Annotated in this window: 24 protein-coding genes; 12 read left to right on the top strand and 12 right to left on the bottom strand. The window is 61.2% G+C overall.

Annotated features, from left to right (window positions below; translation table 11 throughout):
* Positions 1–31: 31 nt before the first annotated feature.
* Both OSC50_RS09975 and OSC50_RS09970 read right to left on the bottom strand, forming a co-directional pair.
* On the bottom strand, positions 32–553 hold the full coding sequence (locus OSC50_RS09975; RefSeq protein WP_253508107.1) for a putative natural product biosynthesis protein: 522 nt from the start codon (positions 551–553) through the stop codon (positions 32–34).
* Positions 554–615: 62 nt separating this feature from the next.
* Complete coding sequence (locus OSC50_RS09970) at positions 616–999, bottom strand: DUF2946 domain-containing protein (protein WP_266247839.1); 384 nt, start codon at positions 997–999, stop codon at positions 616–618.
* 194 nt (positions 1,000–1,193) lie between these two features.
* On the opposite strand from OSC50_RS09970, the gene OSC50_RS09965 reads away from it, so the two are divergent.
* On the top strand, positions 1,194–1,799 hold the full coding sequence (locus OSC50_RS09965) for an SCO family protein (protein WP_181076803.1): 606 nt from the start codon (positions 1,194–1,196) through the stop codon (positions 1,797–1,799).
* The gene (locus OSC50_RS09960; RefSeq protein ID WP_266247838.1) at positions 1,799–2,266 is read left to right on the top strand and encodes a copper chaperone PCu(A)C; all 468 of its coding nucleotides are present in this window, start codon (positions 1,799–1,801) and stop codon (positions 2,264–2,266) included. The genes OSC50_RS09965 and OSC50_RS09960 overlap by 1 nt, the downstream gene beginning before the upstream one ends.
* A 42-nt stretch (positions 2,267–2,308) precedes the next feature.
* Here OSC50_RS09960 and OSC50_RS09955 read toward each other — a convergent pair whose 3' ends face one another.
* The gene (locus OSC50_RS09955; protein ID WP_181076801.1) at positions 2,309–2,638 is read right to left on the bottom strand and encodes a DHCW motif cupin fold protein; all 330 of its coding nucleotides are present in this window, start codon (positions 2,636–2,638) and stop codon (positions 2,309–2,311) included.
* A 295-nt stretch (positions 2,639–2,933) separates the two neighbouring features.
* Between OSC50_RS09955 and OSC50_RS26345 the strand changes: the two genes are divergently transcribed.
* Positions 2,934–3,155, top strand: a complete 222-nt coding sequence (locus OSC50_RS26345) for a DUF8758 domain-containing protein (RefSeq protein WP_491568566.1) — start codon at positions 2,934–2,936, stop codon at positions 3,153–3,155.
* A complete protein-coding gene (locus tag OSC50_RS09950; protein WP_266247837.1) occupies positions 3,070–3,831 on the top strand; it encodes a DUF8757 domain-containing protein in 762 nt (253 codons plus the stop codon). Before OSC50_RS26345 ends, OSC50_RS09950 begins: the two co-directional genes overlap by 86 nt.
* On the opposite strand, the gene OSC50_RS09945 is transcribed toward OSC50_RS09950, so the two are convergent.
* Both OSC50_RS09945 and OSC50_RS09940 read right to left on the bottom strand, forming a co-directional pair.
* A complete protein-coding gene (locus tag OSC50_RS09945; protein WP_181076800.1) occupies positions 3,788–4,264 on the bottom strand; it encodes a DUF488 domain-containing protein in 477 nt (158 codons plus the stop codon). The genes OSC50_RS09950 and OSC50_RS09945 overlap by 44 nt on opposite strands.
* A gap of 150 nt (positions 4,265–4,414) precedes the next feature.
* Positions 4,415–4,882 (bottom strand): GNAT family N-acetyltransferase, encoded by a 468-nt coding sequence (locus OSC50_RS09940; RefSeq protein ID WP_253508116.1) that lies wholly within the window; start codon positions 4,880–4,882, stop codon positions 4,415–4,417.
* A gap of 356 nt (positions 4,883–5,238) precedes the next feature.
* On the opposite strand from OSC50_RS09940, the gene OSC50_RS09930 reads away from it, so the two are divergent.
* Positions 5,239–5,730: a GNAT family N-acetyltransferase gene (locus tag OSC50_RS09930; protein WP_181076798.1), complete on the top strand. Its 492-nt coding sequence runs from the start codon at positions 5,239–5,241 to the stop codon at positions 5,728–5,730.
* Positions 5,731–5,787: 57 nt separating this feature from the next.
* On the opposite strand, the gene OSC50_RS09925 is transcribed toward OSC50_RS09930, so the two are convergent.
* Positions 5,788–6,987: a TPM domain-containing protein gene (locus tag OSC50_RS09925; RefSeq protein WP_266247836.1), complete on the bottom strand. Its 1,200-nt coding sequence runs from the start codon at positions 6,985–6,987 to the stop codon at positions 5,788–5,790.
* 129 nt (positions 6,988–7,116) lie between these two features.
* Here OSC50_RS09925 and OSC50_RS09920 point away from each other — a divergent pair, with 129 nt between their 5' ends.
* The 3 genes from OSC50_RS09920 to OSC50_RS09910 are packed head-to-tail and all read left to right on the top strand — an operon-like array spanning position 7,117 to position 9,598.
* Positions 7,117–7,932, top strand: coding sequence for an alpha/beta fold hydrolase (locus OSC50_RS09920; RefSeq protein WP_266247835.1), 816 nt, complete (start codon positions 7,117–7,119; stop codon positions 7,930–7,932).
* Positions 7,922–9,064, top strand: coding sequence for a PAS domain-containing sensor histidine kinase (locus tag OSC50_RS09915; protein ID WP_266247834.1), 1,143 nt, complete (start codon positions 7,922–7,924; stop codon positions 9,062–9,064). The genes OSC50_RS09920 and OSC50_RS09915 overlap by 11 nt, the downstream gene beginning before the upstream one ends.
* A 33-nt stretch (positions 9,065–9,097) precedes the next feature.
* Positions 9,098–9,598, top strand: a complete 501-nt coding sequence (locus OSC50_RS09910) for a P-loop nucleotide/nucleoside kinase family protein (protein ID WP_253508128.1) — start codon at positions 9,098–9,100, stop codon at positions 9,596–9,598.
* A gap of 167 nt (positions 9,599–9,765) precedes the next feature.
* Here OSC50_RS09910 and OSC50_RS09905 read toward each other — a convergent pair whose 3' ends face one another.
* Positions 9,766–11,367 (bottom strand): L,D-transpeptidase family protein, encoded by a 1,602-nt coding sequence (locus tag OSC50_RS09905; RefSeq protein ID WP_181076790.1) that lies wholly within the window; start codon positions 11,365–11,367, stop codon positions 9,766–9,768.
* Between the two features lie 39 nt (positions 11,368–11,406).
* Between OSC50_RS09905 and OSC50_RS09900 the strand changes: the two genes are divergently transcribed.
* Together OSC50_RS09900 and OSC50_RS09895 are read left to right on the top strand one after the other, a co-directional pair.
* A complete protein-coding gene (locus tag OSC50_RS09900) occupies positions 11,407–12,120 on the top strand; it encodes a murein L,D-transpeptidase catalytic domain family protein (RefSeq protein ID WP_181076789.1) in 714 nt (237 codons plus the stop codon).
* A 30-nt stretch (positions 12,121–12,150) separates the two neighbouring features.
* Positions 12,151–12,897, top strand: coding sequence for a creatininase family protein (locus OSC50_RS09895; RefSeq protein WP_181076787.1), 747 nt, complete (start codon positions 12,151–12,153; stop codon positions 12,895–12,897).
* 48 nt (positions 12,898–12,945) lie between these two features.
* Here the strand turns inward: OSC50_RS09895 and OSC50_RS09890 are convergent, their stop codons facing one another.
* Positions 12,946–13,287, bottom strand: a complete 342-nt coding sequence (locus OSC50_RS09890; RefSeq protein ID WP_181076785.1) for a hypothetical protein — start codon at positions 13,285–13,287, stop codon at positions 12,946–12,948.
* A 34-nt stretch (positions 13,288–13,321) separates the two neighbouring features.
* Complete coding sequence (locus tag OSC50_RS09885; protein ID WP_266247833.1) at positions 13,322–13,966, bottom strand: ATPase; 645 nt, start codon at positions 13,964–13,966, stop codon at positions 13,322–13,324.
* A gap of 130 nt (positions 13,967–14,096) precedes the next feature.
* Here OSC50_RS09885 and OSC50_RS09880 point away from each other — a divergent pair, with 130 nt between their 5' ends.
* Positions 14,097–14,369, top strand: a complete 273-nt coding sequence (locus tag OSC50_RS09880; protein WP_181076782.1) for a hypothetical protein — start codon at positions 14,097–14,099, stop codon at positions 14,367–14,369.
* Here the strand turns inward: OSC50_RS09880 and yfcF are convergent.
* Together yfcF and OSC50_RS09870 are read right to left on the bottom strand one after the other, a co-directional pair.
* Positions 14,344–14,976 carry a glutathione transferase gene (gene yfcF, locus OSC50_RS09875; RefSeq protein WP_266247832.1) on the bottom strand — a complete coding sequence of 211 codons (633 nt, stop codon included), beginning with the start codon at positions 14,974–14,976 and terminating at the stop codon, positions 14,344–14,346. The two genes, OSC50_RS09880 and yfcF, sit on opposite strands and share 26 nt — an antisense overlap.
* 95 nt (positions 14,977–15,071) lie before the next feature.
* Positions 15,072–15,632: a DUF924 family protein gene (locus tag OSC50_RS09870; RefSeq protein WP_266247831.1), complete on the bottom strand. Its 561-nt coding sequence runs from the start codon at positions 15,630–15,632 to the stop codon at positions 15,072–15,074.
* Positions 15,633–15,743: 111 nt separating this feature from the next.
* Between OSC50_RS09870 and OSC50_RS09865 the strand changes: the two genes are divergently transcribed.
* On the top strand, positions 15,744–16,898 hold the full coding sequence (locus OSC50_RS09865; RefSeq protein WP_266247830.1) for an acetyltransferase domain-containing protein: 1,155 nt from the start codon (positions 15,744–15,746) through the stop codon (positions 16,896–16,898).
* A 74-nt stretch (positions 16,899–16,972) separates the two neighbouring features.
* Here the strand turns inward: OSC50_RS09865 and metE are convergent, their stop codons facing one another.
* Complete coding sequence (metE, locus tag OSC50_RS09860; protein WP_266247829.1) at positions 16,973–19,261, bottom strand: 5-methyltetrahydropteroyltriglutamate--homocysteine S-methyltransferase; 2,289 nt, start codon at positions 19,259–19,261, stop codon at positions 16,973–16,975.
* Positions 19,262–19,439 lie beyond the last annotated feature (178 nt).

The following is a 19,439-nucleotide window of genomic DNA, read 5'->3' as shown; positions in this document are numbered from 1 at the left end:
ACAGGTCAGCGCCGCGAACAACTGAGTCAGATCAAGTCAGCGCCTGCCAGCCGCGGAACTCACCGCGCCGGGTCAGCGCGCTCCAGGCGAAATCCCAACCGGGCGGCGGCAAAGGCGGTTGTTCAACGGTGACGGGCGGCGTGGCTTTCCAATCGAATACCCGCAGCGTGCGCCACGCCAGCACGATACCTTCGGCCCGGCTGTGATCGGTATTGATCCAGCCTGCCGCAGCGGCGGCCATGAACGCTTCAACGGGTTCCTCATTGATGCGCGTGCGGTAGGCCGAGCCGAGCAACCAACGGCACACGTTCAGGTGGTAGGTCCAATCCCCGGCCGGCTGGTTGCGGTAGGCCCAGGTCATAAAGCTGCGAAACAGGTTCAGGCCTTCGGGCGGGTCGAGTTTGAGCAGCGCCGGGCAGATGTCGAACAGGCTGTGCCAATAGGGCAACAAACGGGCGTCCAGGTGGACGAAACAACGGGCATTGCTGGGGTATTGCGCAGGCGCCGGTGCTGCGCGCAGGCGAACGGCGCCGGTTGGCGATGGATAGCTCATGAAACGCACTCACAGTCGTGACGATAGAATGCCCCCTGGTCACAGGAGGCCCAAGGCACACGTCAGAAGGCGGGAGAAGCGCGAGGGTTGGCCGAGGGCCAGGCGTAGCGCGGCGGCGCTTTGTTGCGATGGGCATGGGCCGGGCGCGGGGTTTGACCCAGGCCCAGGAGCCAGGCCAGGCCGATCAGGAACACCAGGGCCACGTTCAGGGCTGCGCACACCGGGCAGGCAATGTAGTTCGAAATGTTGCTGGAAGCCGCGTCACCCGACCCTTTATCGGAAAGTGGCGCGGGTTTGCCGTCCACTGAACAGAACGCCCCGCCGATCCCGTTGAGCTGCTGGCCGAGCATCTGACCATGGCTCAAACCGCACACGAACAGGTTCATCAGCACGCAGCAGTACAGGGTCCAGGCGATCAGGGAACGGTCGGGCAGGCTCAATTTCATGGCGGCGACTCTACCATCACCGCCGCCAACGGATGAAGCGCGACGCGCCCCTGTGGCAGAACGTCGCAGATTACGCAGGCGGGTAGGGGTTGGTAGACTTGGCGCCCTTCGCGTTTCTTACTTCAAATGCCTGCTTTTCCCAGCCTGACGGCTAGACCCGGCGCAATGCAGGCGTTTTACAGGATGCACAGTTGATGAGTACGTTATTCACCCGCCGCAAGGTCCTGGCCGGTATGGGCCTGATGGGCCTGGGCCTGCTGGCCGGTTGTGACAACAGCCCCAAACTGAACTTCAAGTACGGCAAGGACTTGAGCGACAAGATCATGGGCCGCACGTTCAAGCTCAAGAACACCGAGGGCGACACCGTCACCCTCAGTTCCTACCGTGGCCTGATGCCGGTGGTGTTCTTCGGCTTCACCCAGTGCCCGGCGGTGTGCCCTACTACCCTCGCCCGCGCCGCCCAGGCCAAGAAGCTGATGGGCCGCGACGGTGAAATCATGCAAGTGATCTTCATCACCCTGGACCCGGAGCGCGACACGCCGGAGATTCTCGACAAGTACGTCAAGGCCTTCGACCCCAGCTTTGAAGCGCTGTACGGCACGCCGGAAGAAATCGCCGTGGCCGCCAAGGAATTCGGGATCTTTTATGAAAAGATCCCCGCTGGCGACACCTACACCCTGTCCCACACCGCCACCAGTTTTGTCTTCGACACCCGTGGCAACCTGCGCCTGGGGCTCCAGGCATCCCTCACCGCTCAAGAGTGCGCAGAAGACCTGCTCACCGTCATGGAGGTCTGCTAATGACTGCCGTTCAACACCTCAAGCGCCTCACCCTTGGCCTGACCCTGCTGGGCCTCGCCGCTCACGCCAGCGCCCAGGTGCAGGTCAGCGATGCCTGGGTTCGCGCGACCGTTGCGGGCCAGCCCTCCAGCGGCGCGTTCATGACCGTCACCGCCGACGTCGACAGCAAGCTGCTGCGTGTAGCCTCGCCGGTGGCCAAGGACGTGCAGATCCATGAGATGAGCATGAAGGACGACGTCATGCGCATGGGCCCCGTGGATTCGGTGGCCCTGCCTGCCGGCAAAGCCGTGACCCTCGACCCCAATGGTTACCACGTGATGCTGATGGGCCTGACCGGGCAGATCAAGGAAGGTGACCCGGTGCCGCTGACCCTGACCGTGGAAAATGCCAAGGGCGAACAGCAGGCGATTGAAGTCAAGGCCATCGCCCGAGGCGTAGACGGCATGGACCCTAGCCATAAGCACTGATTGCAGCTGCTTGGTTCGGGTTGGCTCACCTCAACCCGTCCATCAATCCACGATAAACAGCTTCGCACCGTCCAGCGTCGATGAACGGTGCGCTTCCATATCATTGCCCACCTGATAACTCATCCCGGCCGTCAACGTAAACCGACGCCCATCCGCCAGCTCGGTGTGCAACTCGCCTTCCAGACACAACAGCACATGACCGCGCGTGCACCAATGATCCGCCAGGTAACCGGCGCTGTACTCCACCATGCGCACGCGAGTCGTGCCAAAGTGCCCGGTGCGCCAGGTGGCACTGCCCGTTACGCCGGGATAGATGACGGGTTCAACGCTGGACCAATCGGTGGTGCAAAACGGGACGGCGGTAAGATCCATGGGGGGCTCGGGTGTGAGTTAAGGGGGCTTGAGGCTAATGGGCTGACAAGGGGGGCGGTAGACACAGATGGAGTAGTTTTGCGGCATACAGGCAACCGTGCTTGTTATTCTGCTCCCCCATCTCCGAGGAGGCATGCTGATGCTGATCGACCCCGCTTACGTCTTGTTTGAGACCGACCCCGCCGGCGATTCAAGGACCGTCCGTCGCGCAGGTCTCGACTGCCTGCGCGCCTGTATGCGCCCTGATACCGACCTTTGCGTGGACTGACATAGCGGTGATGCAGGCGATCTGCATATGCGGTTACACGTCTATCTGGCAGTTTTCCCATCTCTGGATACAGTTCAAAAAAGACATCTGAATATGGCCTGCATGAAACGCAAAGTTCGGATATTGATCCTATGCAAAACCTACCCTTCCCCAAGCGCAAAATATGCCGAAACGTCCTGCGTCGCAGGGATGGATGAGGAAGGCAAATCTTATAAGGCTGTATCCAGTACCGTTCCGCTTGATCACTAGCGATCAGCAGTTTGCCAAGTGGCAATGGATCGAAGCCTCCATCGAACGAAGCCCTGCGGACCGCAGGCCAGAAAGCCATAAGATCGGTGTGGACAGCATTTGTGCGGGAAAAGTTTTGCCCGCAGGTGATTGGTGCGAGCGGCGGGTGTTGCTGGACAGGCTGAAAATTTATGAGAATTTTGACGCATTGGATAAAGCCAGGACTGAGCATAACGTCACGCTAGGCCTGATCAAACCTGCACGCGTCACCGCACTTCGCATTCAGAAATCAGCCTCGCAAGGATGGACTTCGGAGGAAATTGACAAGCTGCAATCAATGCAGCGCCAACCCAGCCTGTTTGAAGAGCAAGAACACGCCAGCATCAAGCGCCTTGAAAAAGTGCCCTTTGACTTTCATTACGTTTATGAGTGTGTGACCGACGGAGAATTGAGAACCCATATTCATAAAATTGTCGACTGGGAAGTCAGCCAGCTCTATAGGAACGTCTATCGCAAACACGGGGCAAAGGGCTGGGAACTCCCCTTTCGGCAAAAGCTGGAAACCCATCTACCGAGCAAAGAGCTCATGCTCTTGATGGGCACGATTCATCGTTTCCCCAGCCAGTGGTTGATCGTAAGCCTGATTTATCCGCCTAAGCGACAGAAAGAAGACGATCATCAAATAGCGTTGTTTTGAAGGGTAGGTGTTGAATGTCGAGCGAGGGCGTCAACTCCTGCGCGGCTTCAGCGATCAAACTGCGGTGGCAAAAACGGGCGTCCGCCTCATAACAGACCATACAAATCCGCTGCTGGGCTGCATTGCAAACCAGCTCGTTCAACACCGTGCCTTGGGTGCGGATATAAGTCCTGAACTCGCGCGCATAGGTTGTCCAATCACCGTCTTCCTTGTACTGCTTGCGTATGGGCTTTGGGCAGCCGAGCGACCGGTTATGCTCATAAGCGATCCCCTGTGCGGCCAGATCCCGGGCAAATGCATTTTTGGAAAAACCTTTTTTTCGCGATAACGGGTATTCACGCACATCCAGCACTCTGTCGATCCCGGCCTGCTTGAGTTGTGCAATGAATGCGTCGATGGTCAGTCCCTCGTAGCCTGCGGTGTAGAGGTTCATGCAGATTCTCCCAAGGCCTGCCGGCGCGATCAAATGGTAAAAAAACGCCGGGACTATAACATCGGCTGAAATTGACGAGCCGATGCGAGTGACGAGCGGAGCCAATTATTGCGTAACAAACCTATGGCCCTCGCTCATCAGGCCATCGGTTCAGCCAACCCGCTTCTTCATCGGGATACACGCCAACTGCAACCCCGACGGTGAGTGGTAAATGGCCTGCTCATCCCCGACATAACCACACGCTCGATAAAAACTCGCGGCGTTCAACGTCGCATCCAGCACCACCTCTTCAATCGCCAGTTCCCGCGCGAGACTTTCAAGGTGATCCAGCATGGCCTTGCCATACCCGCGTCCGGTGAATGCGGGCAACACGAACAGCGCACCGATTTCGTTGTTGTCCAGGTCAAGCATGCCGGTGGCTACAGGCTCATCGTTAAGCCAACCCAGATAAAACGATTTGTCCATCAGTGCGCTGTAGCCGTCCTCGGCTTTGCCACGCGTCCAGAGTGCCATTTGTTCAGCGGTGTAGGCGCCGACGCATTGGCTGCGGATGGCTTCGCGGCGGATGTCAAAAGCAGCGACTGCGTCGTTGAGGGTCGCGCGTTTTATTTCCAGCATTGATCCTTCCCTTTATGCGTTTTCATTACCCGCTCGGGTGAATGAATAACGGTCCCTGTCCGTGCGTAATTGCCAATCCTGGTTTCGCCAATGATATGCGGCGCGGGTTCAGTTATAGATGCGCTGACCGACACGCCGCCATCGGGGGCAAGCCCCCTCCCACATTGGTATCCCGGTTACCGTCAGATTTTCACACTGCCCTTGACGTCGATGACCATGGCCAAAATTGTCGAAAAAGTATCCGCTACGATGCCTGACGCGAACAAGCCCATTCCCATTTTTTGAGCCGTGTTCAACGCAGAGTCCCAGCGAGGCCGCTATGATGTGGCCTTCCGCTCAACGCCCCAGGAACACCGATGCCCGCCCTCACCCTGCGCAACGCCATGCCCACTGACGCCGCTCGCTGCTATGCAATTGAAATCACCGCCTACGAAGGTGACGAAGCCGCGACCCTGGAAAAGATCGCCACGCGCATTGCGCTATACCCGCAAGGCTTTTTGATCCTGGAAGCCGACGGCGAAATAGTGGGTTTTATCAACGGCGGCTGCGCCCATGAAGTGGTGATGTCGGACGAGGCGTTCAAGGAACTGGTGGGGCATTCGGCCGAGGCGCCGAATGTGGTGATCATGTCGGTGGTGGTCGACCCGGCATATCAAGGCAAGGGCTACGCCAAGGTGTTGATGAGCGACTTCGTGCAGCGCATGCGCGCCTTGGGCAAACAGACGATTCACCTGATGTGCAAGGAGCAGCATGTGCCGTTGTACACGCGCATGGGCTACACCTATGTGCAGCCATCGCCGTCGGACCATGGCGGCATGGCGTGGCATGAGATGGTGATGGTGCTGTAATCCAAGGAGCATCGGGCGTTGACCGTCACGCGCATTGAATCAGCGTGCCCATTGGCGCTACCAGCTCCCCGACGCCCCGCCACCGCCACTGGAACCACCGCCGCCCGATGAACTGCTGCTGGAACTCGAATCGGAATGGCTGGAATCTGAACTGGACCCGTCGCTGGACCCCGCTCCCACGCGAGTCGGGATAAACACAAACAGCGCCAGAAACGACGCGATCGGCACCGCGATCAGCCAACCCTGCGCGCCGTGCCCCAGCAGCAGCCCCGCCGCCCCGTAGATCGCCGCCACCACGAACGCTCGCAGGAGGAACCCGCTCGGGCTGTTTTTCCAGGACGCTTTGATCAGCAGAAACAACAGCAAATACAGTCCCAGGACTACCAGAGCACCCAGCGGCCACGCCAGCCAGCGGACATAACTGACGTCCACAAAGCGGTTGGCGACCACGACCGCGACGATGTAGGCGAAAAGCCCAAGCACGCCATAGAACGCCGTACGCACCAGCCACAACGCGCCGAACGTAGCGCCGCCGGTCAGCAGGGTCAGCGGCACAACCAGCAGGTACACCGGCCATTCGTGGCCGCCGGCAACAATCGTCAGTCCCAGTGTGATCACCAGAGTAGCGACCAGTGCGGCGCGCCAACCCAGCTTGCGGGCCGCGATCAGCACGCCACCGATGGCCCCCAGGATGAACGCCAGCAATACCGCGATGGCGCCGGGAGCAACCAACGGATTTTCGAGCGCCGGCAGGTCACCACCGTCCACCAGCGTGGTCAGGTCATCGACCGCCTGCTGTATCCCACCCGCATAGTCGCCCTGACGAAACGCCGGGGTGATGTGCTCCTCGATGATGCGGTGCGCCAGCAGATCGGTGACGGTGCCCTCAAGGCCATAGCCCACTTCGATGCGCACCTTGCGGTCATCTTTGGCCACCAGCAGCAGGATGCCGTCGTTGACGTCCTTGCGCCCCAGCTTCCAGGCGCGGAACAGTTGGTTGGTGTAATCCTCAAGGTCCGCGCCGCCGAGCGTGGGTATCAACAGCACGGCGACTTGCGCGCCTTTGCGTTGTTCCAGATCGGCCAGTTGCTGTTTGAGACGCACGGTGGTGGAGGCGTCAAGCGTATGGGTAAGGTCGATCACCCGCTGGTCCAGGGCGACACCAATGGCCGACGTCTGGGCGTGAGCCGTCGGCAACAGGCTGGCGCACACAAGCAACAGCAGACTCAAGGCGGATTGCCGCAACCGACGCATCATAATTTGTTACCCGAGGTTTCTTCCTGAAGGCGCCGACTTTACTCTATCGGCGCTATAACGCGTGACCCAAAGCGTTTGACTATCTAAACTGGCCGCCAATAGCAATACGCCATAATTTTCGAGATGCCCATGGATTTACGTCACCGCAATAACGTCAACGTCATGGGCAACGGGACCTCGACCCTGGTGTTCTCCCATGGTTTTGGCTGCAACCAGGCCATGTGGAACGATCTGGTGCCGGCGTTTCTAGAGCACTTTCGCGTGGTGCTGTACGACCTGGTGGGCGCGGGCCTGTCGGACCTCAGCGCGTTCGACAAAACCCGGTACGCCACGCTGGACGGCTACGCCCGCGACTTGAACGAGATTATCGACGCCTATGCCGAAGGCCCGGTGATTCTGGTCGGGCATTCGGTCAGTGCGATGATCGGCACCCTCGCCGACCGCCTGGCGCCAGGACGTATCGCAGCCCATGTGATGATCGGGCCGTCGCCGCGCTATATCGATGACGAGGGTTACATCGGTGGATTCAAGCGCAGCGACATCGATGAACTGCTCGACACCCTCGACAGCAACTACCTGGGCTGGTCCAGCGCCATGGCCCCCGTGATCATGGGCGCACCTGAGCAACCGGCGCTCAGCGACGCCCTGACCGACAGTTTCTGCCGCACCGAGCCGGAGATCGCCAAACACTTTGCGCGGGTGACGTTTACCTCGGACAACCGCCAGGACGTAATCGGCCTGGCTACCCCGGTGTTGATCCTGCAATCGAGCGACGACCTCATCGCCCCGGTGGCCGTGGGCGAATACCTGCACCGTGTGTTGCCCAACAGCACGTACTGCCTGGTGGACAACGTCGGCCACTGCCCGCACATGAGCGCACCCCAGGCATGCGCGGCGGCCATGCACGGTTTCCTGGAGCGGTGGACGGCCACCCGTGCCGGCTGACGTGTTCGACAGCGCCGCCTGCGCCCTGGCCGTTACCGGCGAAGATGGCACGATCCTCAAGGCCAATGCGCGCTTCGGCGATTGGCTGGGGTTCAGCACCGCCGAGCTGTGTGCGCGCAGGTTTCAGGACCTGCTGACCATGGGCGGGCGAATCTTCCATCAGACCCACCTGGCACCGATGCTGCGCATGCACGGCAGCATCACCGAAGTGAAACTGGACATCCTGCACCGCGACGGCCACAAGGTGACCGTGCTGCTCAACGGAAATAAACGCGTGCAGGCCGATACGGTGGTGTACGACCTGGCCCTGTTCGGCACCACCGACCGTGACAAGTACGAGCGCGAACTGCTGAACGCCCGCAACCTGGCCGAAGCGCTGCTGCAGGAAAAAACCGCCACAGAGCTGGCGCTGCAGAACGCCCAGGCCGAGTTGAACGCGGCCTATGCCATCTCCCAGCGCCGCGCGGTGTTCGCCGAGCAGATGATGGCAATCGTCAGCCACGACCTGAAAAACCCGCTGACCGCGATCCGCATGGCCTCGGACTTTCTCAGCCGCAGCGAACGCACCGCCAAGGAGCGTCAGCTGCTGGGGCATATCGGCCAATCCTCCGAACGTGCCCAGCGCATGATCGCCGACCTGCTGGACTTCACCCAGGCGCGGGTCGGCCACGGCATCGTGATCAAAGCCGCGCCACTGGACCTGCACCACGTGATTCAGCGCGCGGTGGAGGAACTGCGCGTGGCCTTCCCCAAGGCCACCCTGTTGCATTGCGCCGAAGGCAGCGGCCAAGCGTGCCTGGACGCCGACCGCGTGCAGCAGATTATCGGCAACCTGGTGGCCAACAGCGTGGCGTATGGCGATCTGCAGGAGCCCATCACCATTACCTCGCATCTTGGCGACAACGCAGGTGCGGTGTCGGTGCATAACCACGGCGCCCCCATCCCGCAGGCCTTGCTCGAAGGGCTGTTCGAACCCATGACCCGCGGCACCGACCAGGGCAGCGATGTACGCAGCGTGGGCCTGGGGTTGTACATCGTGCGCGAATTGGCCAAGGTGCACGGCGGGGATGTGGCGGTGAATTCCTGCGCGGCCGCCGGCACTACGTTTACGGTGACGTTTCAGAACACGTAGGCGCTGGCCACTGAACTATCCAAGGACCACACCATGCTCATCGTCTTCAGCGGATTGCCCGGCACCGGCAAAACCACCATCGCCCATGAACTGGCGCGGCGGCTCAACGCGGTTTACCTGCGGATCGATGTGATCGAGCAGGCCATTCGCGATGCCGAGGTGCTGGCGGGTGATGTGGGGGCCAGCGGTTACGGCGTGGCCAATGCCGTCGCGCTGAGCAATCTTCTGTTAGGGCATCGGGTGATCGCCGACGGCGTCAATCCAGTGCGGGAAAGTCGTGCGGCGTGGCAGGCGGTGGCCCTGGCGGCGGGCGTTAAGTTAGTGGATGTACAGGTGATTTGCTCCGATCGGCAGGCACATCAAGGCCGGGTTGAAAGGCGCACCGGGGATATCCCCGGCCTGACGCCACCCACTTGGCACTCGGTGATGACCCATGAGTATGAAGCCTGGGCGCAAGCGCCGTTGACCGTCGACACGGCTACGCTGTCCGCGACCGAGGCGGTTGAAACGCTGCTCGCTCATCTAGGGCGATAAGTGGAATCGCGGTGGTGTTTTTGGGGCCGCTTCGCGCCCCGGCGCGGGGCAAGCCCGCTCACCACTTATAGCCACCCTGAGCACGCTTTTGCAGTGAGCTTTTAGGTGATGAGCGGGCTTGTCGCATCGTCGCACCTCCCGCGCTGGGGCGCGAAGCGGCCCTATATTCAGAGCACGCTGCCCATCGCCTTCATCAGCACCAGGTCCCGCCCGTAGATATCCGGCGCGTACACCAGGCCGCCCTGGCGGTCCACTTCCACTGTCCAATAGCCCAGCAGTACCGGCACCGGGGTAGCCAGGCGGAATTCATGGGTCACGCCGGTGGCCAGCAGTTCGTCGGTGCGAGCGCGCTCGGCAGGACTGACCAGCAGGTCGCGCAGCAGCAACGGTTGTTCAACCCGCACGCAGCCGGAGCTGAACGCGCGCGGGCCCTTGGTGAACAGCGGCTGGCTGGGGGTGTCGTGCAGGTACACCGAGTAGGGGTTGGGAAAGCGCATCACGATTTTGCCCAGCGGATTGCGTGGGCCGGCTTCCTGGCGCAGCAGGATGTTGCCGGGGTGTGCCCAGTCGATCTGTTCCGGGGCCAGCGGCTGGCCTTGGGCGTCGAGCACCTGCAGGTTCTGCTGGCGCAGGTATTCGGGATTGAGGCGAATGGCCGGAAGTTTGTCCTCGCGCATAATCGTGGGCGGGATGGTCCAGGTGGGGTTGAGCGTCAGCCGGGTGATGCGCGATTTGAGCAACGGTGTCTGGCGCTCGGCGCGGCCCACTTGCAGACGGGTTTGCCACACGGGGATGCCGCTCTGATAGACGCTCAGTTGTGCCGCGGCGACGTTGACCAGCACGCCTTCGGGCTCCAGGTCCTGGGCCAGCCAGCGGAAGCGTTCGAGGTTGATGCGCAACTGCTCGCGACGCACCGCCGGGCTGATATTAAGCTCGGCTACCGTGCCGGCACCGATCACGCCATCGGCCTGCAATGAATGGCTGAGCTGAAAGGCTTTGACCGCATCTACCAGCTCAGCGCGGTATTGCTTGCCGACGCCCTGGGGCTCAGCGGCCAGGTAGCCGCCGTCGTAGAGACGCCGTGCCAGCTGCGGCACCCGCGTGTCTTCCATGCCGGGGCGCAACAACGGGCCACTGCCCACGGCGTCCCAATGCGGCAACGGTTGCAGGCGCACGCTCGCATAGGCATTACGCAGGCTGCGATACAGATCGGCGCCGGGGCGCGCTTGATCGAACGCCTGGGCCATGTCCTGCAGGCCCACCGCAGCAAGGGCGAGCACTTCAACGTCGGGGTCGCGGGCAGGCGGCTGGGAATGCCACAGCGGTTCGAAGCGTGATTGCTGCAATCGTCCGTAGTGCAGGTCCTGCAGGGCCTGCAGGTAGTGGCGGCTGCTGTCGATATCGCTGCACAGCACGTTAGCCGTGGCATCCACGGCAGGCAGGCTATAGTGGGAAGGGTCCAGGCCGTCGTCGGCGAGCAGTTGCAGTTGGGCGTGCAAGGCTTGGCGACGGGCTTCGTCGGACCACAACGCGACATCACCTTGCTGCTGATAAAAGGCTTGCAGGCGCCCCTGTGCGGCGGCGTCGATCTGCGGCGCAAGGCCGGGGCAGACACTGGGCAACTGCGCCAGCGCCTGCTGCACGGGCGCCAGGTCGACCGGTGCCGGCGTCGTCACCGGCAAGGGCTCGACCGGCAGCGCGTCGGCCGTGGCGACCAATGGTGCAACGAGCAAGCAAATGCTCAAGTAACATGCGTGTTTTTTGAACAATGCTTTAGCTCCAATCCACAGTGGGGGGTTGTACTGTAGATGCTGACTTTCCTGTGCCGCCTCGGCCTGATGGCCGCAAGCCTGGCTGCGTTGAGTAACTCTGTGCTCGCCGCCAATGGCAACGTGCCTTCCTTGTATAACAGCCTGGCGCGATCGGCTCCAGAACTCAATCCCACTGTGCTCAAAAGCGCCCTTAACGCGGTGCAATGTGCAGTCAGCAACGGCGAAGAACGCTCCGAACGCCTGGCCGTGATCGATTATTCCCAACCTTCGACCGCCCGTCGCCTGTGGATCTTCGACCTGCGCAAGAAAACCCTGGTGCTGCGCGACCTGGTGGCCCACGGCGCCAAGTCCGGGGAAAACTTCGCCACCCAGTTCTCCAACCTTGAAGGCAGCCACCAGTCCAGCCTTGGCCTGTTCCGCACCCAGGAAAGTTACCTGGGCACCCATGGTTATTCACTGCGCATGGACGGGCTGGAGCCGGGGTTCAATGACTCGGCCCGCGACCGCGCTATTGTGATTCATGCCGCCGATTACGTCAGCCCACTGTGGAGCAAGCGCGAAGGCCGTATTGGCCGCAGCCAGGGTTGCCCGGCCGTGCGCCCGCAAGTGGCGCGTCAAGTGGTGGACAAGCTCAAGGACGGCCAGTTCATGTTTTCGTGGTATCCCGACCAGCGCTGGTTGAAGTCTTCCACTTACCTCAATTGCAAGCCCCAACAGGTCGCCAGTAGTCGTACAATCCGTGGCGGTTAGCCTGTCCCCACCGATTAAAGAGAGCACCCCATGCTTCTACATAAGTCCACCTGGATCGAGATCGAGCAGTTTCTGCAGCGCAGCCGCACGGTGGTGGTGCCCATCGGTTCCAACGAGCAGCACGGCCCGACCGGTCTGCTGGGCACCGACTGGATGTGCCCGGAAATCATCGCCCATGAGGCACAACGGCACGCCGACCTGCTGATCGGCCCCACGTTCAATATCGGCATGGCCCAGCATCATCTGGGGTTTCCCGGCACCATCTCCCTGCGCCCCTCCACTTTTATCGCCGCGATTGGCGATTGGGTGCGCTCGCTGGCCGGGCATGGCTTCGAGAAGATCCTGTTCCTGAACGGCCATGGCGGCAATATCGCCACGATTGAAGCGGCGTTTTCCGAGTTGTACGCCGAAGCCAGCTTCGCCCGGCGTCCGGCCGGGTTCGCGCTGAAACTGGTGAACTGGTGGGATCTGGAGGGTGTCAATGAGCTGGCCCATCGTCAGTTCCCTGTGGGTCATGGCAGCCACGCCACGCCGTCGGAAATCGCAGTGACGCAATGGGCTTACCCGGATGCAATCAAGACAGCCGACTATTCGCCGCAGATCGCCAACACCGGGCCGATCCGCGAAGCGCTGGACTTCCGCGCACGCTTCCCCGATGGGCGCATGGGTTCCGACCCGGCGCTGGCGACGGTGGAAAAAGGCGGGGAACTGGTGGCGTTGGCCGCTCAGGGGCTGATCAAAACAGTGCGTCACTTCGCTGACGAAGTTAAACCGTAAATCCGCTTGGCGGGAGGGGCCAGGCCCCTCTCCTATCAGCGCATCGCGTTATTGGCATTCCTTGGCCGCTATCTCCAGGCGTGACGGCGTAATAGTCGACGCCAGCGGCTTGCGCTCATACAAAAACACCTTGGCGCCCTCCCCGGCCTTGTAGGCTTCGAGCACATCGTCGGCGGCAATCCGGCTGGTCAACAGCACTTTGGCGTGACGCGAGTTTTGCGTCACCGTGGAGGAGATAGCGTGTTTTTCCAGCTTGGGCAGCACGCACTGCACATAGCCTTCAGGGGTTTTGGTGGTCTGCAGGGTCAAGCTCGGAGTGTTAGGGGCAGAGACGCAACCGGCCAGCAACAAAGAAGCGAAGGCCGTGGCCGGTACGAAAAAAGAGCGCATGAAAACATCCTGACGATAAAAGTAAAAGTTCATATCAACCCGCACGCATCAGCGCCTTGAGCGATGCATCGAACTGCTTCAAGGCGTCGAGCTGTACATCGCGCTGCTGTTCGATCTGCGCCGCAATCTCCGGCGCAGCCTTGTCGCGCACCCACACCGACGGCACATGACGGTGTACCGAGCCCTCGGCCTTGGCGATGTATTGCAGGTCGGCATCATAGAACCGCGCCACAAACCGCGCTTGGACCTGGTCATTACGCGGGGTCAGCAACTGGTTGTGAGTGTCGAGCATCACCACCACATCCGGATGCGCTCGCACCAGGGCATCCAGGTTGTCGTAGACGGTGACCGAGACGAAGCTGCCCTGCAGCGAATGCATCAACCAGTCCATGGCAAGTTCCGGGTCGGAGCTGTTGACGAACGCTGCGCGGATGCGTGAATCGAGGGCATCCTTGGCGCCGTTCAAGGCCATGTCGTGGTAGCGTTCAAGGTAGCTGAGATTGTCGCGGGTGTTGTCGCTCAGCAACACACCCACCGATTGCGTAGGCTGCAGAGAGTCTACGCTACCGACGATAGGTAGCAAATGGCCTGCACGCAGATCGCCGGCAATTGCCGCGTTATTGAGCGCAGCTGTCCCCAGCATCAGAATGATTGAACACAATTGAATAAACGTTCTCATCGCGCATTTCCCTGAACGGCGTGTCGATGAGGCAATTTTGCGCTTATGCGGCAAAAACAGAACTTGCGTTACGTGATGGTGACTATTATCTGAAGCGATAGTGCACCGCTAAAACTATAAGGACCACGCCATGAAGCCCCACCAGAAAACCTTCGACCGCATCCGCGAAGCCGTCCTGCCGGAGTTTCGCGATCGGGTCGCCGATTACCTGGCCGAGTATGAGCAGGTGCTGCAGGATAAGACGGTGGACGCCGACCGGTTCCAGGCCAGCGCGCAGCAGTTGCGCGGCTACCTGCGCGGTTTGAACACCACGCGGGTACTGGGCATGGCCGATTGGGAAGACCTCGACCGGCGTGCCGCGCAACTGGCCGAGCCGGCTACAGCGCCGGACGTGGCTGATTGACCCACGCCTGCACCGACGGCCGCTGCCACTGGCGCTGCGCATACGCCACCAGCTCGGCAGGCACTGCGTCGCCATTGAGGATCAAGCGGTTAAGCATCACCGCCAGGTCTACATCGGCAATCGACCACTCGCCGCACAGGTGAACCGGGTTATCCGACAGCAGTGCCTGGGCCGCCGCAATCAATTTAGCGGCGGCCGCTTCGGCCACTGGCGACAACGGCGGCATTTTCTGCCCGCAGAACACCACCAGCGTCGAGCGCTCCTGGCGGATCGGCAGCAAATCACTGCGTAACCAGGCCTGTACTTGGCGCGCTTTGGCACGCTGCTTCGGGTCGGTGGGATACACCGGGATAGACGGGTAAACCTGCTCCAGGTACTCGGTGATCGCGGAGGACTCCGACAAGGCAAAATCCCCCTCGATCAGCGTCGGCACCCGTTGTGTCAGCGACAGCCGCGCATAGTCGACCGCCTGGTTTTGCCCTGCCTCCAGGTCCAGGGGGATCGTATCGAACGCCAGGCCTTTTTCTTGCAGGGCGACGAAAACCGACATTGCGTAAGGGCTGGTGTAGAGCGAGTCGACGTAAAGACGCAACGGTTTGTGGTGCATGGCGATCTCCTTGAAATGAAGCCCTACGCTACGAGATCGACGACGATAAAGACAATGCAGGCTTTTTATGGGGGCATTCCCGGCAGGAATAGCCGTTACCCGGCAAAGCCTCCGGTGTCCAGGAACGCCTGCTCCTCTGCCGTGGTGATCCGCGCCAGCACTTTATTGCGATGGGGGAAGCGCCCAAATCGTTCGATGATGCGCGCATGTTCCTTGGCCCAACGAAAGGTGTTCGCGTCCAGCGTCTGATTGAGTTGCAGGGAGCGTTGCTGGTCGGCGCGTTCTTCGGAGTGCTCGAATGGCAGGTAGCAGAAGGCGCGCAACGCCGGTTCAACCTGCTGGTCCAGCCCGGCGTCGAGCATGCGCTGCGCATACAGCCGCGCCAGCGGGTCGGTGGCGAACATATGCGCGGTGCCGCGAAAGGCGTTGCGCGGGAATTGGTCCAGCAGGATCAGCAGGGCCAGCGCGCCTTGCGCCGAGTCCAGCCAACCCTCCAGCTCGCGGCGGGCGGCTTGCAGATGGGTGGCGTAGAACGTGTCCCGGAAAGTGGCGTCGAAGGCTTCGCTCTTGGCGAACCAGCGCTTGGGGCCGGCGGTTTTCCAGAAATCGAGAACGTCCTGGGCGGTGTGACTGGCTGTGGCGTCATGGGGGATCACGGTGGCGGACTCCAGTAAGGCTTAAACAATAACGGTATCAGAAGCACGGCACGACACACTCGAATGTTATAGGATAACACTCCTTCTCAACCTGCCCTGTGACCCTCGCCCATGACCGACGCTGCCCCTGCGCGCCAACGACTGCTCTCCATCGACGCCCTGCGTGGCCTGGTGATTCTGTTCATGCTGCTCGACCATGTGCGCGAGACCTTCCTGCTGCACCGCCAGGTCAGCGACCCGATGAACATTGACAGCACGGAGCCGGCGCTGTTTATCAGCCGCACGCTCGCCCATCTCTGCGCACCGGTGTTCGTATTACTCACCGGGCTCTCGGCCTGGCTGTATGGTCAAAAACACCAAGGGCGGCGCGATGTGTCGGCATTTCTGTTCAAGCGCGGGCTGTTTCTGGTGGTGCTGGAATTTACCCTGGTCAACTTCGCCTGGACCTTCCAGTTACCGCCCAGTGTGATCTACCTGCAGGTAATCTGGGCCATCGGCGTGAGCATGCTCGCCCTGGCCGCGCTGGTGTGGCTGCCGCGCGCGTTGCTGATCGGGCTGGCGCTGCTGCTCATTGCCGGCCACAACCTGCTTGACGGCGTGCACGTCGCAAACGGGTCGGCGCTGCAACACCTATGGGCGATTGCGCATGAACGCAGCTGGATAGACCTCAGCGAGAACCTGCGCCTGCGCGTCACCTACCCAGTGTTGCCGTGGATCGGTGTGATTGCCCTGGGCTACAGCCTCGGCCCGTGGTTTGCGCAGATGACCTCCCCAAGCGTACGCCAGCGTTATCTGTTGTGGGCCGGCGTAAGTGCGCTGGTGGGGTTTGTGGGGCTGCGCGCAGCCAATGGCTATGGCGAAAAACCCTGGCAGGCGTATGACAGCGGCGTGCAAACGTTGATGAGCTTTTTTAATGTGACCAAGTACCCGCCTTCGCTGTTGTTCCTGATGCTGACACTGGGGATTGGGCTGTTGCTGTTGCTGGCGTTTGAACGCGCGGGGCATCGACGCTGGATTGGCGTGTTGGCGGTGCTGGGTAGCGCGCCGATGTTCTTTTATCTGCTGCATCTTTATGTATTGAAAGTGCTGTATGTCGCCTGTGTCGCGCTGTTCGGCCTGAACCATGGCAACTACTTCGGCTTCGACACTATCGGTGCGGTCTGGCTGCTGGCGCTGGTGTTGCCCTTGGCGCTGTACCCGCCCGTGCGCTGGTTCGCCACGCTCAAAAACCGTCGCCGCGACCTGGCCTGGCTCAAATACCTTTGAGCTGACACCGATCCAGTTGTGGGAGGGGGCAAATCTCCTCACCACAACAAATCCCCTCCGCACTTTTTACCGTGTCAAGCCAGCTCGGCGCGCAGTTGGCGGGCGGCGGTGACCATATGAATCAACGCCGCTTCCGTCTCCGGCCAGGCGCGTGTCTTCAACCCGCAATCCGGGTTCACCCATAAGCGCTCGGCGGGGATGCGCCGGGTGGCCTTACGCAGCAGGTTGGCCATCTCCGAGGCATCCGGCACACGAGGCGAGTGAATGTCATAGACGCCCGGGCCGATGTCGTTGGGGTAATCGAACGCTTCGAAGGCCTCCAGCAACTGCATGTCCGAGCGCGAGGTTTCGATGGTAATCACATCGGCATCCATGGCCGCGATGGACTCGATCACGTCGTTGAACTCGCTGTAGCACATGTGCGTATGGATCTGGGTTTCATCGCGCACGCCAGCGGCGCACAGTCGGAACGCTTCGGTGGCCCAGTCCAGGTACGACTGCCACTGCGCCTGACGCAACGGCAAGCCTTCACGGAATGCCGCTTCGTCAATCTGCACGATGCGGATGCCCGCGGCCTCCAGGTCCAGCACTTCATCCCGAACCGCCAGGGCCAATTGCCGGGCCTGCGCTTCGCGGCTCACGTCTTCGCGCGGGAATGACCACATCAACAGGGTCACCGGGCCGGTCAGCATGCCTTTCATGACCTTGCGGGTCAGGCCCTGGGCGTAGCGGATCCACTCGACGGTCATGGGGTGCGGACGGCTCAGATCGCCGACAATCACCGCCGGTTTCACGCAACGCGAACCGTAGCTCTGTACCCAGCCGAACCGGGTAAACGCATAGCCGTCCAGTTGCTCGGCAAAATACTCGACCATGTCGTTACGTTCGGCTTCGCCGTGTACCAGTACGTCCAGCCCGAGGTGCTCCTGCACCTCGACTGCGTGGCGGATCTCGCTGTGCATGGCTTCAACGTATTCGGCCTCACTCAACTTGCCTTGCTTGTAGGATTGACGCGCCAGGCGGATCGACGCGGTCTGCGGGAATGAGCCGATGGTGGTCGTGGGAAACAGCGGCAGATCAAGGCCGGCGCGCTGCCGCTCGATGCGCTGGGCAAATGGCGACTGGCGCTGGCTGTCCTCGGCCGTGATGGCGGCTACGCGCGCCTGCACCGCCGGTTTGTGGATACGTGGCGAACCCGCGCGAGCTGCCTGCACGGTGCGGCTTTCAGTGAGTGCGGCGCGCACATTGGCGGCGTCTGGCTGATCGACCGCCTGGGCCAACAGCACCACTTCGGCGCATTTCTGTACGGCAAACGCCAACCAACTTTTCAGCTCGGCGTCGAGCTGGTCTTCACGACCGAGGTCCACTGGGCTGTGCAGCAACGAACACGACGGCGCCACCCACAGCCGATCGCCAAGGCGCTCATGCGCGTGCTGCAGGGTCGCCAACGCCTTTTCCAGGTCGCAGCGCCAGACGTTGCGGCCGTTGACCACGCCCAGCGACAACACTTTGTAGGCGGGCAAACGGTCGAGGATGGTCGGGTACTGGTCCGGCGCGCGCACCAGGTCGATATGCAGGCCGTCCACCGGCAGGTTGGCGGCCAGGCCGAGGTTTTCCTCCAGGCCACCGAAGTAGGTGGCGAGCAGTTTTTTCAGCGGATCGCGCTGGATTTGGTTGTAGGCGCGTTCAAACGCGTTCTTCCACGCCTGCGGCAGGTCGAGCACCAGGATCGGTTCGTCGATCTGCACCCATTCCACCCCCAGTTCCGCCAGGCGCTGGAAGATCTGACCGTACAGTGGCAACAGGCGATCGAGTAAATCGAGCTTGTCGAACTCGCCACCCTTGACTTTGCCCAGCCACAAGTAAGTCAGCGGGCCAATGATCACCGGCTTGACGGTGTGCCCCAGGTCGCGGGCTTCCCTGACCTCATCGAACAGTTGGTCCCAACCGAGATGGAAGTGCTGGTCGGCGCTGAACTCAGGTACGAGGTAGTGATAATTGGTGTCGAACCACTTGGTCATTTCCTGGGCATGGGCACCGCCGCAGCAGGGGGCGCTGACCCCTCGGGCCATGGCGAACAGAGTATGCAGCGTGGCCTGGCCATCGGCTGGGCGAAAACGCTCGGGGACCACGCCGAACATCAGCGAGTGGGTCAGCACTTGGTCGTACCAGGCAAAATCACCGGCCGGCAACAACTCGATACCCGCCTGTTTCTGCAGCGCCCAATGTGCCTGGCGCAGCTCACGGCCCACGGCACGCAGGCCGGCTTCATCGAGTTCGCCCTTCCAGAAGGCTTCCTGGGCTTTTTTCAATTCTCGGTCGCGTCCAATGCGTGGAAACCCGAGGGAATGAGCGACTGCCATGACGTGCAACTCCAATACAAGTGGTAATGGCGGCTATTGTCGGCAGGTGATCAGAGTGAGACAAACTCATTTTATTTTAGATGAACACAAGATTCGCTCATGTTAACCCCAAAGTCGGGCAAGTCCTGGCTGGCGGCCACCCCTGCATCGGGCATACCATGCGTCAAAATAATTACTC

It is taken from the genome of Pseudomonas quebecensis (assembly GCF_026410085.1).
In the GTDB taxonomy this organism is placed as follows: domain Bacteria; phylum Pseudomonadota; class Gammaproteobacteria; order Pseudomonadales; family Pseudomonadaceae; genus Aquipseudomonas; species Aquipseudomonas quebecensis.
Note: the sequence above shows the minus strand (reverse complement) of the source record. Positions and strands in the feature narration are given on the sequence as shown.

Excerpts from the sequence above, each read along its gene's own strand:
- OSC50_RS09865 (WP_266247830.1), top strand. The coding sequence starts at position 15,744 with ATGACCGACGCTGCCCCTGCGCGCCAACGACTGCTCTCCATCGACGCC.
- OSC50_RS09885 (WP_266247833.1), bottom strand. The coding sequence starts at position 13,966 with ATGAGAACGTTTATTCAATTGTGTTCAATCATTCTGATGCTGGGGACA.
- OSC50_RS09895 (WP_181076787.1), top strand. The coding sequence starts at position 12,151 with ATGCTTCTACATAAGTCCACCTGGATCGAGATCGAGCAGTTTCTGCAG.
- metE (WP_266247829.1), bottom strand. The coding sequence starts at position 19,261 with ATGGCAGTCGCTCATTCCCTCGGGTTTCCACGCATTGGACGCGACCGA.
- OSC50_RS09940 (WP_253508116.1), bottom strand. The coding sequence starts at position 4,882 with ATGCTGGAAATAAAACGCGCGACCCTCAACGACGCAGTCGCTGCTTTT.
- OSC50_RS09975 (WP_253508107.1), bottom strand. The coding sequence starts at position 553 with ATGAGCTATCCATCGCCAACCGGCGCCGTTCGCCTGCGCGCAGCACCG.
- OSC50_RS09970 (WP_266247839.1), bottom strand. The coding sequence starts at position 999 with ATGAAATTGAGCCTGCCCGACCGTTCCCTGATCGCCTGGACCCTGTAC.
- OSC50_RS09925 (WP_266247836.1), bottom strand. The coding sequence starts at position 6,987 with ATGATGCGTCGGTTGCGGCAATCCGCCTTGAGTCTGCTGTTGCTTGTG.
- OSC50_RS09930 (WP_181076798.1), top strand. The coding sequence starts at position 5,239 with ATGCCCGCCCTCACCCTGCGCAACGCCATGCCCACTGACGCCGCTCGC.
- OSC50_RS09920 (WP_266247835.1), top strand. The coding sequence starts at position 7,117 with ATGGATTTACGTCACCGCAATAACGTCAACGTCATGGGCAACGGGACC.
- OSC50_RS09880 (WP_181076782.1), top strand. The coding sequence starts at position 14,097 with ATGAAGCCCCACCAGAAAACCTTCGACCGCATCCGCGAAGCCGTCCTG.
- OSC50_RS09910 (WP_253508128.1), top strand. The coding sequence starts at position 9,098 with ATGCTCATCGTCTTCAGCGGATTGCCCGGCACCGGCAAAACCACCATC.
- OSC50_RS09900 (WP_181076789.1), top strand. The coding sequence starts at position 11,407 with ATGCTGACTTTCCTGTGCCGCCTCGGCCTGATGGCCGCAAGCCTGGCT.
- OSC50_RS09950 (WP_266247837.1), top strand. The coding sequence starts at position 3,070 with ATGCCGAAACGTCCTGCGTCGCAGGGATGGATGAGGAAGGCAAATCTT.
- OSC50_RS09960 (WP_266247838.1), top strand. The coding sequence starts at position 1,799 with ATGACTGCCGTTCAACACCTCAAGCGCCTCACCCTTGGCCTGACCCTG.
- yfcF (WP_266247832.1), bottom strand. The coding sequence starts at position 14,976 with ATGCACCACAAACCGTTGCGTCTTTACGTCGACTCGCTCTACACCAGC.
- OSC50_RS26345 (WP_491568566.1), top strand. The coding sequence starts at position 2,934 with ATGCGGTTACACGTCTATCTGGCAGTTTTCCCATCTCTGGATACAGTT.
- OSC50_RS09965 (WP_181076803.1), top strand. The coding sequence starts at position 1,194 with ATGAGTACGTTATTCACCCGCCGCAAGGTCCTGGCCGGTATGGGCCTG.
- OSC50_RS09955 (WP_181076801.1), bottom strand. The coding sequence starts at position 2,638 with ATGGATCTTACCGCCGTCCCGTTTTGCACCACCGATTGGTCCAGCGTT.
- OSC50_RS09890 (WP_181076785.1), bottom strand. The coding sequence starts at position 13,287 with ATGCGCTCTTTTTTCGTACCGGCCACGGCCTTCGCTTCTTTGTTGCTG.
- OSC50_RS09945 (WP_181076800.1), bottom strand. The coding sequence starts at position 4,264 with ATGAACCTCTACACCGCAGGCTACGAGGGACTGACCATCGACGCATTC.